Annotated in this window: 17 protein-coding genes; 5 read left to right on the forward strand and 12 right to left on the reverse strand. The window is 58.9% G+C overall.

Translation table 11 applies throughout. The features are described 5' to 3' along the window. Positions 1–27: 27 nt before the first annotated feature. The 6 genes from ACR3EH_RS05955 to ACR3EH_RS05980 form a co-directional block, all read right to left on the reverse strand. Positions 28–510: a DUF2269 family protein gene (locus tag ACR3EH_RS05955; protein ID WP_171186942.1), complete on the reverse strand. Its 483-nt coding sequence runs from the start codon at positions 508–510 to the stop codon at positions 28–30. Then, positions 507–1,823 carry an SDR family oxidoreductase gene (locus tag ACR3EH_RS05960; protein WP_171186944.1) on the reverse strand — a complete coding sequence of 439 codons (1,317 nt, stop codon included), beginning with the start codon at positions 1,821–1,823 and terminating at the stop codon, positions 507–509. The genes ACR3EH_RS05955 and ACR3EH_RS05960 overlap by 4 nt, the downstream gene beginning before the upstream one ends. Positions 1,824–1,899: 76 nt before the next feature. Further along, the gene (locus ACR3EH_RS05965) at positions 1,900–2,610 is read right to left on the reverse strand and encodes a VIT1/CCC1 transporter family protein (RefSeq protein ID WP_171094246.1); all 711 of its coding nucleotides are present in this window, start codon (positions 2,608–2,610) and stop codon (positions 1,900–1,902) included. Between the two features lie 60 nt (positions 2,611–2,670). Beyond that, positions 2,671–3,660, reverse strand: coding sequence for a YcjF family protein (locus tag ACR3EH_RS05970; RefSeq protein WP_171186947.1), 990 nt, complete (start codon positions 3,658–3,660; stop codon positions 2,671–2,673). Continuing rightward, the gene (locus ACR3EH_RS05975) at positions 3,653–4,108 is read right to left on the reverse strand and encodes a GNAT family N-acetyltransferase (RefSeq protein ID WP_171186949.1); all 456 of its coding nucleotides are present in this window, start codon (positions 4,106–4,108) and stop codon (positions 3,653–3,655) included. The genes ACR3EH_RS05970 and ACR3EH_RS05975 overlap by 8 nt, the downstream gene beginning before the upstream one ends. Beyond that, the gene (locus ACR3EH_RS05980; RefSeq protein WP_171186951.1) at positions 4,105–5,520 is read right to left on the reverse strand and encodes a YcjX family GTP-binding protein; all 1,416 of its coding nucleotides are present in this window, start codon (positions 5,518–5,520) and stop codon (positions 4,105–4,107) included. Before ACR3EH_RS05980 ends, ACR3EH_RS05975 begins: the two co-directional genes overlap by 4 nt. 107 nt (positions 5,521–5,627) lie before the next feature. Here ACR3EH_RS05980 and truA point away from each other — a divergent pair, with 107 nt between their 5' ends. Continuing rightward, positions 5,628–6,395: a tRNA pseudouridine(38-40) synthase TruA gene (truA, locus tag ACR3EH_RS05985; protein WP_171186953.1), complete on the forward strand. Its 768-nt coding sequence runs from the start codon at positions 5,628–5,630 to the stop codon at positions 6,393–6,395. On the opposite strand, the gene ACR3EH_RS05990 is transcribed toward truA, so the two are convergent. From ACR3EH_RS05990 to ACR3EH_RS06005, 4 genes are all read right to left on the reverse strand, one after another. Continuing rightward, on the reverse strand, positions 6,392–7,378 hold the full coding sequence (locus ACR3EH_RS05990; protein WP_171676064.1) for a nickel/cobalt transporter: 987 nt from the start codon (positions 7,376–7,378) through the stop codon (positions 6,392–6,394). The genes truA and ACR3EH_RS05990 overlap by 4 nt on opposite strands. Beyond that, the gene (locus ACR3EH_RS05995) at positions 7,363–8,010 is read right to left on the reverse strand and encodes a DUF1007 family protein (protein WP_171186956.1); all 648 of its coding nucleotides are present in this window, start codon (positions 8,008–8,010) and stop codon (positions 7,363–7,365) included. The genes ACR3EH_RS05990 and ACR3EH_RS05995 overlap by 16 nt, the downstream gene beginning before the upstream one ends. A 72-nt stretch (positions 8,011–8,082) precedes the next feature. Beyond that, on the reverse strand, positions 8,083–8,889 hold the full coding sequence (locus tag ACR3EH_RS06000; protein WP_171186959.1) for a thioesterase family protein: 807 nt from the start codon (positions 8,887–8,889) through the stop codon (positions 8,083–8,085). A gap of 8 nt (positions 8,890–8,897) precedes the next feature. After that, complete coding sequence (locus tag ACR3EH_RS06005; protein ID WP_174839927.1) at positions 8,898–10,127, reverse strand: acyl-CoA dehydrogenase family protein; 1,230 nt, start codon at positions 10,125–10,127, stop codon at positions 8,898–8,900. A 131-nt stretch (positions 10,128–10,258) separates the two neighbouring features. On the opposite strand from ACR3EH_RS06005, the gene ACR3EH_RS06010 reads away from it, so the two are divergent. Beyond that, positions 10,259–11,194: a 2-hydroxyacid dehydrogenase gene (locus ACR3EH_RS06010; protein ID WP_171186962.1), complete on the forward strand. Its 936-nt coding sequence runs from the start codon at positions 10,259–10,261 to the stop codon at positions 11,192–11,194. Between the two features lie 15 nt (positions 11,195–11,209). On the opposite strand, the gene ACR3EH_RS06015 is transcribed toward ACR3EH_RS06010, so the two are convergent. Beyond that, positions 11,210–11,566, reverse strand: coding sequence for a hypothetical protein (locus ACR3EH_RS06015; protein WP_171186964.1), 357 nt, complete (start codon positions 11,564–11,566; stop codon positions 11,210–11,212). A 174-nt stretch (positions 11,567–11,740) separates the two neighbouring features. Here ACR3EH_RS06015 and ACR3EH_RS06020 point away from each other — a divergent pair, with 174 nt between their 5' ends. The 3 genes from ACR3EH_RS06020 to ACR3EH_RS06030 all read left to right on the forward strand — a co-directional run bounded on the left by ACR3EH_RS06020 (position 11,741) and on the right by ACR3EH_RS06030 (position 14,050). Next, positions 11,741–12,568 (forward strand): bifunctional allantoicase/(S)-ureidoglycine aminohydrolase, encoded by an 828-nt coding sequence (locus ACR3EH_RS06020; RefSeq protein WP_171186966.1) that lies wholly within the window; start codon positions 11,741–11,743, stop codon positions 12,566–12,568. A gap of 117 nt (positions 12,569–12,685) precedes the next feature. Further along, positions 12,686–13,009 (forward strand): hypothetical protein, encoded by a 324-nt coding sequence (locus ACR3EH_RS06025; RefSeq protein WP_171186968.1) that lies wholly within the window; start codon positions 12,686–12,688, stop codon positions 13,007–13,009. A gap of 54 nt (positions 13,010–13,063) precedes the next feature. Next, positions 13,064–14,050, forward strand: coding sequence for a type I glyceraldehyde-3-phosphate dehydrogenase (locus tag ACR3EH_RS06030; protein ID WP_171676066.1), 987 nt, complete (start codon positions 13,064–13,066; stop codon positions 14,048–14,050). Positions 14,051–14,097: 47 nt separating this feature from the next. Here ACR3EH_RS06030 and ACR3EH_RS06035 read toward each other — a convergent pair whose 3' ends face one another. Next, positions 14,098–15,528 (reverse strand): uracil-xanthine permease family protein, encoded by a 1,431-nt coding sequence (locus tag ACR3EH_RS06035; RefSeq protein ID WP_171094274.1) that lies wholly within the window; start codon positions 15,526–15,528, stop codon positions 14,098–14,100. Positions 15,529–15,548 lie beyond the last annotated feature (20 nt).

Here is a 15,548-nt window from a genome sequence, read left to right on the forward strand (position 1 = left end):
TAACAGTCAGGAAAGCTGCAGACCTTCCTAAAACACAGAAATCGCCGGGCGCGCGATCATCAACCACAGGATGACCAACACCGCAAGAAAGGCAGGCACGCCACACGCGAACCAAAACCGAAACAAACGGTAATAGTCTTGCGGCAAAGACGACCCCTGCTCTGCCGCTGTTCTGGCATAATCCCGCATTCGAAGTTGCACCCAAACCACCGGCAACCAGAAAAGACCGGTCAGCACGTAAAGCACCAGGGACAATGCAATCCATCCTTCGCTTAACGACCACCCAATACGCCAAGCTAACAGAGTGCCAGTAATGGGTTGCAGGATGACTGCTGTTGTCGTGAACAAAAGGTCGGCCAGCGCGACGATACCCGCAGTATGCGCGATGATTTTCGGATCATTGCTGCGATGTGCCATGAGCATGAAAAAGGCAATCCCTGCTCCGGTCCCCAGCAGGACACAGGCGCCAATGACGTGCAACCAGCGCAGGATCAGATCAGGGTCCGTCATCGACTTGCCAACATGGGCAACGCGACAAGGGATAAGACCATCGCGGGCAGGATTTTCACCAGTGGGCCCAACGGGTCGGTCCACAATTCCGGTGACGTGATTGTGGCGGCACCCATGTAGATAACGGCCACGCCAAACTGAGCCAAACAGGCCCGCACAGCCCATTTACGCCACAAGATGGCCAACCCCAGCACGACGTCGACCAGAGACCAGAAAACGACGGCGACCATGGCTGCAGGCGCTGACCAACCGGCTCCTGTCAGTACGCCCGAGGCTTTGGACAGGCCCGACAACCCGAACAGGCCCGACAGAACCCAAAACAGGCTGAGCGTTGCAACAACCATCGGCATCAACAGCGTCATTCGTGCAGTAAGGCGGTGTTCCCGGGCACAGGGAAGCGATGCGTAGATGTCGGGCAAAGGTGAAAACCCGCGCCCCGAGGCAGCCCTGTAAGGCGCGGGATCTCCGATCACGCCGTCCGCCATGACCGTCATCGCCGTGCTGCGTAGAGGTGATCGCCAGCCAAACCAGGCCAAACCATCGGCTAACGCCGCAACGGCTTTGGTCATAACCGGCGGTAAACTTACTGAGAAACGCGCCGCAGGAAACCCTAGCCATTGCCGGGTGTGGCGCACCACGTCCGACAGGCTGTGCGGGCTGTCCTCGACAAGGTCAAACGTGCCTTGCGGCAAATCCCCCGCAATAGCATCGACGACCGTGGCGCAAAGGTCAGGCATCCCCACGCACTGCACTGGCGTATTGGGATAGGCCAAGGGTTGAACCCAAGGCACAGCGGCCAACATGCGCAGCAGTGCTGTGCCGCCAAAATCCGTCTGTCCGATAACAAGCCCGGGCTTCAGCACCCAAAGCGGAACGCCCGACGCACGCAGAGCCTGATCTCCGGCCGCTTTGGTGCGCAGGAAATGCGTGCTTGCCGCAGGTTCCGCGCCGATGGCGGAAATCTGGACAATACTGATCTTCTGTTCCGCGCAAGCGTTGGCCAGGGCCGCGATCGCTGTGTGGTGCACGGTTTCCAGATTGTCTTCGGCATTATCCTGCAATGCACCGGCGCAATTCACGACGACATCGACGTTTTCTAACAGATCCGGCCAGTCTTGCGTGTGAAGAAGATCGCGCATGTCAGCCTGCTTGAGCGGAACACCCGGCAAGATCCGTGCCCCTTGCACAAGGTCGCGTACCGCGCCTTGAACCGAGGCACCTTCGGCTTGTAACGCACGCGTGACTGCCGCGCCAATGAAGCCGTAAGCGCCCAGAACCAATACACGTTGGTCAGACAATTTGAGACGTGGCATCGGTTTTCGCACCCGTTTTTTGCCACTCTACCCAAGCGCGGAATATTGGCCAGCCGCCACAGCCGCGCTGCGACAATTAAGGATGGAACAGAGACCCGACCAGATACGCGATCAGCGCAGCCAACCCTCCGATCAGCAGCGTTTCTATCCCTGATCGCCACCATGGGGACAGAGACCAACGACTTTTTAGCGCACCGATCGCAAAAAAGACTCCCATGGTCATCCAGGCCGACATCGCAAATGCGTTCGGAACCGAAGCCAGAAAGGGCAGCAAGGGGATCATACCTGCCACCAGGAAGGCAAAGAATGTGGCCAGCGCCGCCTTCAACGGATGCGGGTCAACACTGCCCAAGCCATACTCTCCTTCGATCATCAGGTTGATCCAGTTTTCGTGGCTCGAGGTGATCTCGGCCGTTGCTTCGGTCAAAACGTCGCCCGACAACCCCTTTTGCGCAAGGATCTCGCGCACCTCTTCCCGCTCGCCATCCGGATACAAAGCTATGTGGCGTTCCTCGACCGCACGGATGCGCCGAATGTTGTCCAGTTCCGCCTTGGTGCCCGAGTAATTGCCCGCAGCCATGGAAAACCCGTCAGCCAGCACATTCGCCAAACCCAACGCAACGATCACAAACGGGGAAAGCCCTGCCCCCGCGACCCCTGCCACGATGGCAAAGGTGGTAACAGAACCGTCGATGCCGCCATAGACAACATCGCGCAACACACCACGACCAGGCGGTGCATTGATCCGTTCGGCGATTTCCTGCGGGCTGTGACCGTGATCCGTCATGGCTGGCTCCTCCGACACTCCTAGTGTGACGAAGGGTGGGCTATGACGCTTTGCTTTGGATCAACCCTTGGAAAACAGGCCCTGCAAGGCGCGTTTGATGATACCGCGCGTTGACGGTTTGTGCCGTTCAGAGAATGGCAGCGGGCGACACACCTCCATCGCGGCCACTCCCACACGTGCGCTGAGCGCCCCGTTGACCAACCCCTCTCCGAACCGGCGAGACAGTTTGCTGAGAACGGATCCGCCCAGAACAGGCTCCAGCAGATCGTCGCCGACGGCCACCGCGCCTGTGGCGACCAGATGTACAAACACGGCACGGGTCAAACGCCAACTGCCTAGCGTACCGGCCCGACCGCCGTAGATTTCCGCGATCCGGCGGATCATCCGAAGCGACGCGGCCAGCGCTGTCACAACATCTGCCAAGGCCAATGGGACTAAGGCGGTTACGGTTGCGACCTGCCGGGCCGCAGCCTCAACTTCTCGGCTGGCCGCTTCGTCTAGCGGAGCCAGCAGCTCATCTTCGGCAAGGCTCAGCAACGCCGAGGCATCAAATTGATCCCCCATACGCTCTGCCAGTCGGTCGCGGCCCCAGCGGGTCTCTTCCCGGCCTTTGTAAAAGGTGATCAGACGATTGGTAACAACACGGGCCTGTGCCAGATCGGCATCCGCCAAGGCCGTATCCGCCGCGCGGCGCATTCCGTCGACCCGCGACAATCGCCCCAAAGCCGCCAATTCGCGGATCGCAATGATCAATCCAACCAGCACCAATGCCGACAGCAGGCCAACTACGACCCACCCCAGAACTGGCGTCCGCGCCACTAGTGAAGTTGCAAAATCCCAAGCTGCAACAGAGATTGCCGCGCCGATGACGGCCAAGGCCAGCCCCCAAAACCAACGCGCCAAGGCGGATGGTTTTCGGGCGGCGAGCCTCGCAGCGCTCTGCATCGCTTGCCCTTGAGGCTGCGCCACATCTGGCACCGGAGGGGCCTGCGCAACATCAGCGGCGGGCTCATCCGCTTCAAGATCGATCAGAACCGGGCCTTTAGCCATGGGTCATACCTTTGCTGCGCCAGACAAACCTAATGTCCGGCAGGTTTTCGTCATTTTCCGCGCCATTGCTGCGCGCTGCTTCGGCAAAGCCGTTGCGCTCGTAAAATTTACAAGCGCCTGTGTTGGCCTGAAACGCATACAAGCTAAGCCGGGTTTGGCGAGATTTCGCGTGGTCCAGCAGTTGCCGCCCGATCCCTCGCCCTCGTTCATGTGCATCCAGATAAAGCGAGTGGATTTCGGTACCGTTGAGCGCCAGAAACCCGACCACGCCCACGTCACTTTCCGCAACAGTCACCCAATCCTGATCGATCATTTTACCGCAAAAGGCGATGGTTTCAGCGCAACTGTGCAGATTTGGCATCCAGTCGTTTTCCAAGGTGAAACCGTGCAGGATTGTCCCGATGGTACCAGCATCTGTGGTACGGGCAGGGCGTAAGGTAACAGTCACAACCTGTCTCCGATCAGAAACTGAGCTGCGCGATCCAAGCGGATATGCGGCGGTCCATCGCCTGGTTTCAGGGTCAGATGCGCGGGTGCAAATGCCATGAACCCATAATCCTCATCCAACCAACTGTCCGCCCCATTTCGGGCCGGACCCAAAAGATGCGCTGGGTCTTCAGGCAATTCGCCGGGATAGAACGCAGCCTGTTTCCCGCTGTCCAACAGAGTGCCCCTCACACATGGCAATTCCACCCCATTGTGACGGCGCATCTCTTCTGTCGTAGCGCGCAACGAAGCCAACGACAGAGCTGCCGTTTGCGCCCCTGCGAAATTCGCCCGGTCTCGTGCCTCGCGTGTCAACGCTTCGATGATCGCCGTCATGCGGGGATGTTGTGTGTGGTGCAAATGGTCGGCTTTAGTCGCCGCAAACAGGATGCGTTCGACCCGCTTGCCCAACAGCAACTGGCTGAGCCACGCGTTCCTGCCCGGACGAAAAGCCGACAGGATATCGGCCATCGCGCGGCGCATATCCTCAACCGCCTGCGGGCCTTTGTGGATCGCGCCCAGCGCGTCGACCAAAACCACCTGCCGGTCGATGCGCGAAAAGTGGTCGCGAAAAAAGGGTTTCACCACTTGAGACTTATAAGCCTCAAATCGCCGCTCCATCTCACGCTGAAGAGTTTTACGGCGTGATGGTCCGGACAGAACCAAAGGCGCAAAGGTCAGCACCGGTGAGCCCGCCAGATCACCCGGCAACAAGAAACGCCCCGGGGTGCAGTCATAAAAACCAGCTTCACGCGCCTGATTGAGATAAGCCGTGAACGATGACGCCAGAGCTTGCGCTGTCGGCTCGTCATGCGCACCAGACGGGTCTGTGGCCTTGACCTGCGCCAGATACTCGGCTGCCTCGGCACGGGTCTCGATGCGAGTCAGTGTTTCTTGCGACCAATCTTCGTAAGATTTGTCCAGCAAAGCCAGATCCAGCAGCCACTCACCGGGATAGTCCACGATGTCCAAATGCACTGTTCGCGGCCCCTGCAACCCGGCAAGTAACCCTGCGGGGCGCGCCTTGAACGACAAACGCAATTCGGACACAGCGCGGGTGCTGTCGGGCCAATTTGGCGTGGGGCCGGTCAGAGCGGACAGGTGGGTTTCATAGTCGAACCGGGGCACCGTATCGTCCGGCTGCGGTTGCAAATAGGCGGCGTTGATCCGCCCTTCTTGCTGCGCGGTCAGGCCGGTCATGCGGCCCCGATCCAACAGGTTTGCCACCAGCGAGGTGATGAAAACCGTCTTGCCCGATCGCGCCAGCCCGGTGACACCCAGACGGATGACCGGCTCGAAAAACGTCTCGGACACGGTATCGCCGATGGTTTCGACGCCACGCACAAGACTGTCTGCCAGTGATGAGATGACCAAACTGTCGCCCCGCAATTATCGTTTTACCCAAGATAGGTAGAGGGTGCGGCACATACCAGCGCTTTCGCCCCCTTGCCCGTTCCGGCCTCGCGCGCTACCAGCGGCGCATGCCCAGATATGCGTTAAAAGTCGAATACCAAGGGGAACCGTTTGCCGGATGGCAGCGGCAAAAGGATCAGCCGTCCGTTCAGGGGGCCATTGAAGAGGCTCTGTCGCGTATTCAGCCGGGTGCGCATACAATCGCCGCCGCAGGTCGCACCGATGCCGGGGTTCACGCGCTTGGTCAGGTTGCCCATTGCGACATGGCCAAGGACTGGGACCCGTTTCGCCTGTCCGAGGCGCTGAACTATCACCTCAAACCGCAGCCTGTGGCGATTGTGAAGGCCGCTCGGGTCGATGAGGATTGGCATGCACGCTTTTCAGCGGTTGAACGGCAATATCTGTTCCGCATCCTGATGCGCCGCGCCCCGGCAACGCATGACCGGGGGCAGGTCTGGCAGATCAACCATCAGTTGGATGTTGATGCGATACAGGACGGGGCAAACATGCTGCTGGGACGGCATGATTTCACCACGTTCCGGTCTTCGATCTGTCAAGCGGCGAGCCCTGTTAAAACTCTGGATGAGCTGCGGGTCGAGCAGGTTCCGGGTTTTTCCGGCCCCGAGATCCATTTCCACGTGCGCGCCCGATCTTTCCTGCACAACCAGGTCCGCAGTTTCGTGGGCACTTTGGAACGTGTCGGCGCCGGTGCCTGGACGCCCGAGGATGTGCGCGACGCGTTGAACGCTGCTGACCGTGCGGCTTGTGGGCCGGTCTGCCCGCCGCAGGGGCTGTATCTGGCGCGGGTCGGTTACCCTAAACCGGTTTTCGACTAAATCGCGCGCATCAGCAGACCACCGGCAATCACTGCAATGACAAGCCCCGCGACCAGTTCGATGGTTGGGGCCAGCACGGACGCAAAGCGTGTGGCCGAGGCTGAAGCCAACAACCCACCGCGCAGGCCGAAAGATGTCCAGCCGACCAGCGTTGTGACTGTAGCCGTGCCCAGCGCCATAGCAAAAGCCCCGGCGACACCAACCATTGCGATGCCCATCTGCCAGGTCAGGATCAGCACGAACAAAGCACCCGTACAGGGCCGCGCGGCAATACCAGCGATCAGGATCATAGCCTCGCGCAGTGTGCCCACATTTGCGACCTCTTCCGCCGTTGGTCCATGCCGATGGCCACAATCCGAGCAGACATCGTCATCATGGTGATGGTGATGCGCATGATCGTGGTGGTCATGATGATGGTCGTGATCGTGTTGGTGCGCGTTGGCGTGGTGATCGTGAGCATGGTCATGATCATGCGCCGGTTGGCTTTTTTGCCGCCGCGCAAAACTGCGCAAAGCACGGAACACCAGCCACAACCCGATCAAAGCAATCGCGCCATAGCTTATGGGGGCCATGACCTGCTCGGTCGCGCCGACAAGGCTTTGGCGGGACATCTGAAACGCCAATACCCCGGCATAGACCAGAACGATGGCCGTTACGGCCTGTCCCAGGCTGGACAGCACGCTGATCGCTGACAGCCGCCAGAAAGCCACGCGCCGACCCAGCCCGTACCCGCCGATCAGAACCTTACCGTGACCCGGGCCGATGGCATGAAAGAAGCCATAGGCAAAACATACGGTCAGCAGCGTGGCAACGGCCTGCGGCTGCTCGGCGCGTGCGGCGCGCAGCGAGCGGGCGATCTGGTTCTGAAACTCGCGTTGCTCACCCGCCGCCCAGGCTGCAAGAGAGTCAAACCCGCCACTGCCCCAGAACCAAAGCAGCAGTCCACAGGCAAGGGCAACCGGAACTATCAGGTAGCGGGACATGAAATGCGAATCTCGGTGGCAAAGTTCTCTCCGACCAGAGGAATGTCGTTTTCCTCAAGGTCGTAATCTGCATCCAGCGTTAACAGAAACGCCTGCATCTGGGCCAATTGACCGTCAATATCCGGATCGAAACGTTCCATCTGGCAGGTAGCGGGGCCTGTGACGATGACAGGGCGTGTCACTTCGTAGGCTGTGTAATAGGTCTCATCGAACGCCTTCGCCGACAAGGCGCTGGCGGGCACTGAACCCCCTTCGACCGCGCGCAGATGCGTTGTGACGATGCGGCCATCTTCGGTTGTGGCATGAGGAGACATCGGGCCCGAAAGGTCAACTTGCACTCCTCCGGCCGTAACAACCAGATCGCCGTTATACCCTTCGATCCATTGCGCATCGAACCCGGTAAGGATCGCTTCTTCGCCTTCGGTCAGCGCGCCATCACCGTCCTGATCCAGCCGCATGTCTTCCAGTTGCAGTAAGGAAAACAGCTCATCATAGGCCCAGGTCACTCGGACATGAGTCAAGTTACCACTTTCATCCACGATGAACTCAAGCCCAGTGTCGATAAAGACGTGCGGGTGAGCCAAGGCCGGGATAGGCAGGCAACAGGTTATAGCGGCAAGCATCCAACGCATGATTGCAAGATAGGTCTGCCGATCTGCGGCGGCAACGGCTTTTACAGTCAGGATGCAAAAACCGGCCGAGTGTCAGCCGGGCGGGAACAAAACCAGTGTTTGCAATGCGGTTCCAACCGGACCTTGCGTGTCATACAACACCGACTGTGACATCCCGATACCTGACGGCTGCCAATGCGAGACAGAGTCTGAGGCCAACCAATCGGAAACCGGCTCTCGATGGATGTTCACTGTCAGGTCGGTATTCATGAATCCCATTTCCGAGGTTGGCGCGTTCCATGAGATGCCATTGCCGCAATCTGCCAACGGACACAGGGCCTGAATGGGCGATTGTACCTCACCCTGCAAAAGTCGCGGTGTCCGCATCCAAACCGTTTTGGGTCCGGCCCCCTGCCTGCCGCCTTTCGGGTACCGAATATCGCTGTAATGGGCAAAACCGGGCAACTCGTGGCGAATCTCGCCAATTGGAAACGGGCCGTCGACGGCATCCTCGATCCGAGGGGCGGTGCTTTCGACATTTGCAACCGATCCAAGATCGCGACGCACCAGATGCATGGTCGAGGCCGTTGCACATAGCGCGTCGTTCAAATCGTGAACCGTAACGCGCGTGGTCGCCAACGTCTTGGTGTGGCGCGTTGTTTCTGCCGCAACCCGCAAACCGGCCAGCGGTAAAGGGCGTAACAGGTCGACGGTCAGACGGGTCAGCATCTTTTCCGGGCCGACTTCGGTTTCCGCCGCCCGCACGATCAGACCACTCACAGGCCCCGCATGGCAGTGATCAGCAGACCACGGGCCACGTGCGGGATCGTTGCCGACAAATGCCCCGTTTTCTCGTTGACTAAAATAGGCTTTGTCGGCGAAATCGAGCGCTGCTGCCATAGGCCCCCTCAGATCTTTTCCTGCGTGTATTTCTTTAGCTCGGCCCGCGCCACCTGACGGCGATGCACCGCATCTGGCCCATCGGCCAATCGCAGGGTCCGCACATGGGTCCAGGCCGTCGCAAGTGGTGTATCCTGACTGATGCCCTGCGCACCGAACATCTGCACTGCTTCGTCGATCACCTTCAGCGCAACTTGTGGTGCGACGACCTTGATCTGGCTGATCCAAGGAGCGGCTGCCCGCGCGTCGCCCTGATCCATGTACCAAGCGGCTTTCAGGCACAGCAGCCGGGCCATTTCGATCTCCATCCGGCATTCGGCAATGATGTCGTAATTGGCCCCAAGCTGCGCCAGTTTCTTGCCAAACGCCTCGCGTTGCAGCGATCGTTTGCACATCTGCTCCAGCGCACTTTCGGCCTGCCCGATGGCGCGCATACAGTGGTGGATGCGGCCCGGCCCAAGGCGACCTTGCGCAATCTCGAACCCGCGCCCTTCGCCCAGCAGGATGTTTTCGGCCGGAACGCGAACGTTGGTGAACCGGATATGCATGTGGCCGTGAGGTGCATCATCGTGGCCATAGACCTGCATGGGGCGCAGAACTTCGATCCCTTCTGCATCCGCAGGCACCACAATCATCGACTGACGCTTGTGTTTGGGTTGTTCATCGCCGCCGGTTTTGACCATGACGATATAAACCTTGCATCGCGGGTCGCCCGCGCCCGAAGACCACCATTTTTCACCATTTAGGACATAGTCATCCCCGTCCCGAACACAGGACATCGACACATTGGTTGCGTCAGAAGAGGCCACGTCAGGTTCGGTCATCAGATAGGCAGATCGGATTTCACCTTCGAGCAGTGGTTTCAGCCATTTTTCCTTCATCTTCGCGGAACCGTAGCGCTCGAAAACTTCCATGTTGCCGGTATCCGGGGCCGAGCAGTTGAACACTTCGGCCCCAAGCGGGGTCTTGCCCATTTCTTCGGCGAAATAGGCGTATTCCACGGTGGTCAGGCCAAACCCCTTGTCGCTGTCGGTCAGCCAGAAATTCCACAGCCCCGCTGCCTTGGCCTTGGCCTTCAGCCCTTCAAGAATTTCGGCTTGGCGCTGTGTGTACTGCCAGCGGTCGCCCTTGTCGATTTCCGCGTGGTATTCTTCCTCCAGCGGCATGATCTCATCCCGGATCATTTCCGAAACACGTTCCAGAAGAACGCGGTTTTCCTCGCGCAGGGTAAATGACATGTTCACGGAAACATCCTCCTCAGGCGTCGGAACCGGGCTATACTTTTGCTGCAAGGATGGCTTAACTGCCCCGAGCCTGTCCACCACAGTGACGGGACGTCACCACACCAAATTCTACGCAGGAGCCGCGCATGGCGTTGTTGATCGAAACCGGGTTGTCCGATTGGATAGGCGATGAAGAAATTGCTGCCAAATTGAAGGCCACAGCGCCTGATGCAGATATCCGCACGCCCCAAACGCTTGGCAACCCGGAAGACATCACGATGCTGGCGCTGGTCGGCATGCAAAGCGACCACCCCGCGCGACTGCCCAACTTGAAACTGGTTCAGAAGTTGGGGGCTGGCGTGGAAACCATTGTCAGCCATCCAGACCTTCCGGCCCATGTCCGCATCGCGCGCCTGAAACCGGATGCCCCTGCACAAGGCATCGCCGAGTGGTTTGTGGCTTACATCCTGCGCCAACAACGGCATATGGCGTTCCATGAGGCCGCCCAATCCCTGGCGGAGTGGTCGCCGCGAGAGCCGATCTTTACACCAGACACAGTCGTAGGTGTTCTGGGTCTGGGCCATATCGGTGCCCGCACCGCCCTGATGCTGCGGGCCATCGGATTTCAGGTCATGGGTTGGAGCCGTACAGCCAAATCCATAGAAGGTGTGACCTGTCTGCATGGGCAAGACACCCTGCCTGACCTTTTGGGGCAATGCGACCATGTATGTGCGATTTTGCCGTCGACACCTCAAACGGTTGGTTTGTTCGACGCAAAAACACTGGCCACGATGAAACCCGGTAGCCAGTTGCTGAACGCCGGGCGCGGGGATCTGATTGACGAAGCCGCCCTGATCGAAGCGCTGGATAAAGGCACACCGGGTCATGCCGTGCTGGACGTTACATCAGTGGAACCACTGCCGCAGGACAGCCCGTTATGGGCCCATCCCGGCGTGACGATCACACCGCACGTCTCGGGCTGGCATCTGGGTGACGCGCTTTCAGATGTTGCCGAGAACTTTAAACGGCTCAACTCTGGCGCGCCCTTGCTGCATGAGGTGGATCGGGCTCAGGGCTATTGAGGCCCGTACCGCAGATCAGGGCGTGAGAATCCAGTTGCCATTGCCGTCATCGCACCGGCGGGTTCTGATCTCGCGGCTCTGATCCCCACCTTCCGGCTGAATTATGTGTTGAAGGCTGACGCAGTTGCCCTGCACATTTTGCACCCGGATCGTGCCTTTCGATCCGGTATCGTCGTTTTTCCAGGCCCGCTCCTGACCAACAGATGGCGTACCGCTGGTCAGCATCGTGTTCGCGGTTGCGTTGACCACTTCGAAATCCGCAGGCGACAAGCCCATCTCTGCAATGATTCGCGACAGTGGCTTGGCGTCTGCCAAACTGGTCATCAAAAGAAAACCACAAGCGGCGATTGCGGGCAAAAACTGGGCTTTCATAGCGGCCTCACAGAACTGAAATCATTTGTGTCCAAGGATATACCGCTGCCGCTGCCGGGCCAAGCCCCTGACGTCGACCTTCAAATTATCCCGAACAAACCTATCGCGCCGGTGGACCTATCTGCGCCCGGTCTTTGCGTTCATAGTGCCGTATAAACGACCCCGAGGCTCATGATGACCAACCCAACCTATTTTGCCCCGACCGGGGGCCATCCCGGTCAGGACCAACTGTTGACTGACCGCGCTATGTTCACGGACGCTTATGCGGTCATCCCCAAAGGCACGATGCGCGACATCGTCACCAGTTCCCTACCTTTCTGGGAAGGCACGCGCCTGTGGGTTCTGTCGCGTCCGCTTAGTGGATTCGCCGAGACATTCTCGCAATACATCATGGAGGTACAACCCGGCGGTGGCAGCGACCAGCCTGAAACCGAAGCGCAGGCCCAGGCCGTTCTCTTTGTGGTCGAGGGGGCTGTCACCTTAACCCTGAATGCCGAAAAACATGTATTGGAAACAGGGGGTTATGCCTATATTCCACCAGGAAGCGACTGGACATTGCACAACACGGGTGACGCAGTCGCCCGGTTCCATTGGGTCCGCAAAGCCTATCAGTCGGTGCCCGGGCTGCCTTTGCCCGATCCGATCATAACCAACGAGCGAGACGTGACACCAGTGGAAATGCCGGGAACACAGGGCCGCTGGTCGACCACGCGGTTTGCCGACCCTCAGGACCTGCGCCATGACATGCATGTGAACATCGTCAATTTCGAACCCGGCGGGGTCATCCCGTTTGCCGAGACCCATGTGATGGAGCACGGGCTTTATGTGCTGGAAGGCAAAGCTGTCTATCGCCTCAATCAGGACTGGGTCGAGGTCGAAGCGGGCGATTACATGTGGTTACGCGCCTTCTGCCCGCAAGCCTGTTATGCGGGTGGTCCGGGGCGGTTCCGGTATCTGCTGTATAAGGACGTCAATCGGCACATGCCCTTGTCTTTGCCCTAAGGTAAACAGGTGGCTCGCAAAGGTGTGCCGTGAATTTGTGGCTTCGGGGCTTCACACGCGCGCCGGAATTTGCTGAAATCCAAGCAAATTCTGATTTTAAGCATTGGAGATTGTTCCATGAAACTGCGCCCTGCCCTGCTGGCCATTGCCGCACTCGCCGCATCTGCGACCCTTTTCACCTCGCCCCTTTCCGCCAAGGAAGAGACCAAATCCGTACTTGTCATGAGCCGCACCTGGGCAGTGACGCAAGTCTCGGACACGCCGGTTGTGTACCGCGCCACGCGTGACAACAACAACCTCAACCCGTTTGGCCCCCCGCCACGTTTGCGCACGCTTCAGGCCATCGCCGCAATTCAGCAGGCAACCGGGTGCAAACCGATCGTGGCCAGCATGTATCAGAACATATCGGGCCAGTTCTTCTCGCAGGTCAGCTGCAACTGACAGTACGTTAGTTAAGGCATTGAGGTCGCCTGAACGGCCTGCCATAGCTTGCGCATGAAACTCGCGATTAACGGATTCGGCCGTATCGGCCGTACGATCCTGCGGCAGGTTCTGGCCCTGCCGCAGGGGTCGGATATCGAGCTGGTGCTGATCAATGACATCGCACCGCTGGAAACCTGCGCCTACCTGTTCAAATACGACAGCACGTTCGGCCCCTACCCTGGCGATGTGTCCGAAGGGGCTGCCGCGCTGATTGTGGATGGGCGGACGATTCCGATGACCCACAGTGCCGATCTGACCCGCGTTGATTTGTCGGGTGTTGACGTGATGCTGGACTGCACGGGCATTGCCCGCAGCTCTGACGTTGCGCGTCGCGGTCTTACCGCGGGCGCGGGCAAGGTGCTGATATCTGGCCCTTCGCCTGCAGCGGATGTGACCATTGTTCTGGGCGCAAACGAGGATCAACTGGGCAGCGCGAGGATCGTGTCCAACGCCTCGTGCACCACCAACGGGTTGGCACCGCTGGTCAAGATGATCGACGACATCGCAGGCATTGCCTCTGGTCATATGACAACCATTCACTGCTATACCAATAGCCAACCGATGGTGGACGCGCCGCGCGGCGACCTTGCCCGTTCGCGGGCCGGTGCGCTGTCAATGGTCCCCACGACGTCAAGCGCCATGCATCTGATCGATGTGGTTCTGCCGCATCTGGCCGGACGCGTTTCCGGCGCGGCGGTTCGTGTGCCGACGGCCAGTGTTTCCGCCGTGGACCTAATCGTGACACTTGAGCGGGGCCTCAGCATAAGTGCTTTTGACCAAGCGCTGAAAGAGGCTGTTTCTGCCTCGCCCGTGCTTGGCTGGACAGATATGCCGCTGGTCTCGTCTGACCTGCGCGCCCGCCCGGAATCATTGGTCATCGCCGGGCCGGAAACCCGCATGGTTGGGGAAAATCAGGTTCGGATTTTTGGCTGGTACGACAATGAATGGGGCTTTTCAGCCCGGATGCTGGACGTCGCCCGCCTTATGGCGACGGAGTAGCCGGATCGCGGCCCTGACGGATGGCACGTGATCCGGCGGGGAACAGGTTACTTATGTCCAGGCAAGCTGCCTGCACCATGCCCGGACATTCCACCCGATACTTCTTCGGTGGCTTCGTCAGTCAATTCTTCCGGCAGGATGAGGTTGAGCACGATCGCAATAACTGCTGCTGGCAGAAGTCCACTTTTCATCAGGATACCCAGCGTGTCCGGCAAGTGCTGAACCGCGTCTGGTTCAAGCTGTAAACCGAATCCGATGGAAAGCGAGATCGCAAAAATCACCATGTTGCGCCTGTTCCAGTCTACATCTGACAGCATCGAAATACCCGCAGCCACAACCATCCCGAACATGACGATGACGCCCCCGCCCAACACCTCAATTGGAATGGTCCGGATGATTGCACCGACCTTGGGAACCAACCCGCACAGGATCAGGAACAAGGCACCAATGGTTACGACATGGCGGCTCATCACGCCTGTCATCGCGATCAAACCGACATTCTGACTGAAGGATGTGTTGGGCAAGCCACCAAAGACACCGGCCAGTGCCGAACCGAAACCGTCAGCATAGGTCGCACCGGCTATCTCTTCATCCGTTGCCTCACGTCCTGCACCACCCTTGGTCACACCCGAAACGTCGCCTACGGTTTCGATGGCCGAGACAAAGGCCATGAGGCAGAAACCGATCACGGCGGCAAATGAGAATTCAAACCCGTATTTGAACGGAACAGGCAGTGCAAACGCCGAAGCGCGACCCCAGCTTGTACCAATCGCTTCAAAGGTCACCATCCCGACCATCAATGCATAAAGGTATCCAACCGCCAGACCAATCAGGACAGCTGAAACTGAAAGCATGCCCCTGGCGAAGAATTTCAACGCAAGCGTTACAACAACAACGACCATCGCTGCTGACCAGTTCAGCATTGACCCGTATTCTGGCGTACCGATTGCCGGAACTCCTCCGGCAGCGTACTGGATACCAACTTTGACCAACGCCAGACCGATCATCGTGACTACAAGACCGGTCACAAGTGGTGGCAAAGCGAAACGTATCTTCCCGATGACAGCCCCCAGACAGGCATGGAACACACCACCGATGATCACACCCCCGAACAAAGCTGCCAACCCGTCGACCCCTTTACCCGCCACAAGTGGGATCATAATTGGCAGAAAGGCGAAACTTGTCCCCTGAACAATCGGCAACGCAGCCCCAACCGGACCCAGAGTGACCGTCTGCAACAACGTTGCCACGCCAGCGAACAGCATCGACATCTGGATCAAGTACAAAAGCTCTGGGAAATCGGGCGAGTTCGAACCAAACCCAAACCCAGCCGCACCTGCGACAATGATTGCAGGTGTCACGTTTGAGACGAACATCGCCAGAACGTGCTGAATACCCAGTGGAATCGCCTTGTGCAGCGCGGGTGTGAAATTCGGATCCCGAAGTTGTTCGGGTGTTCCAATTGAAGTTTCGGCCATGGGCACTGTCCTCTCAGTCA

It is taken from the genome of Ruegeria sp. BG7 (assembly GCF_056535685.1).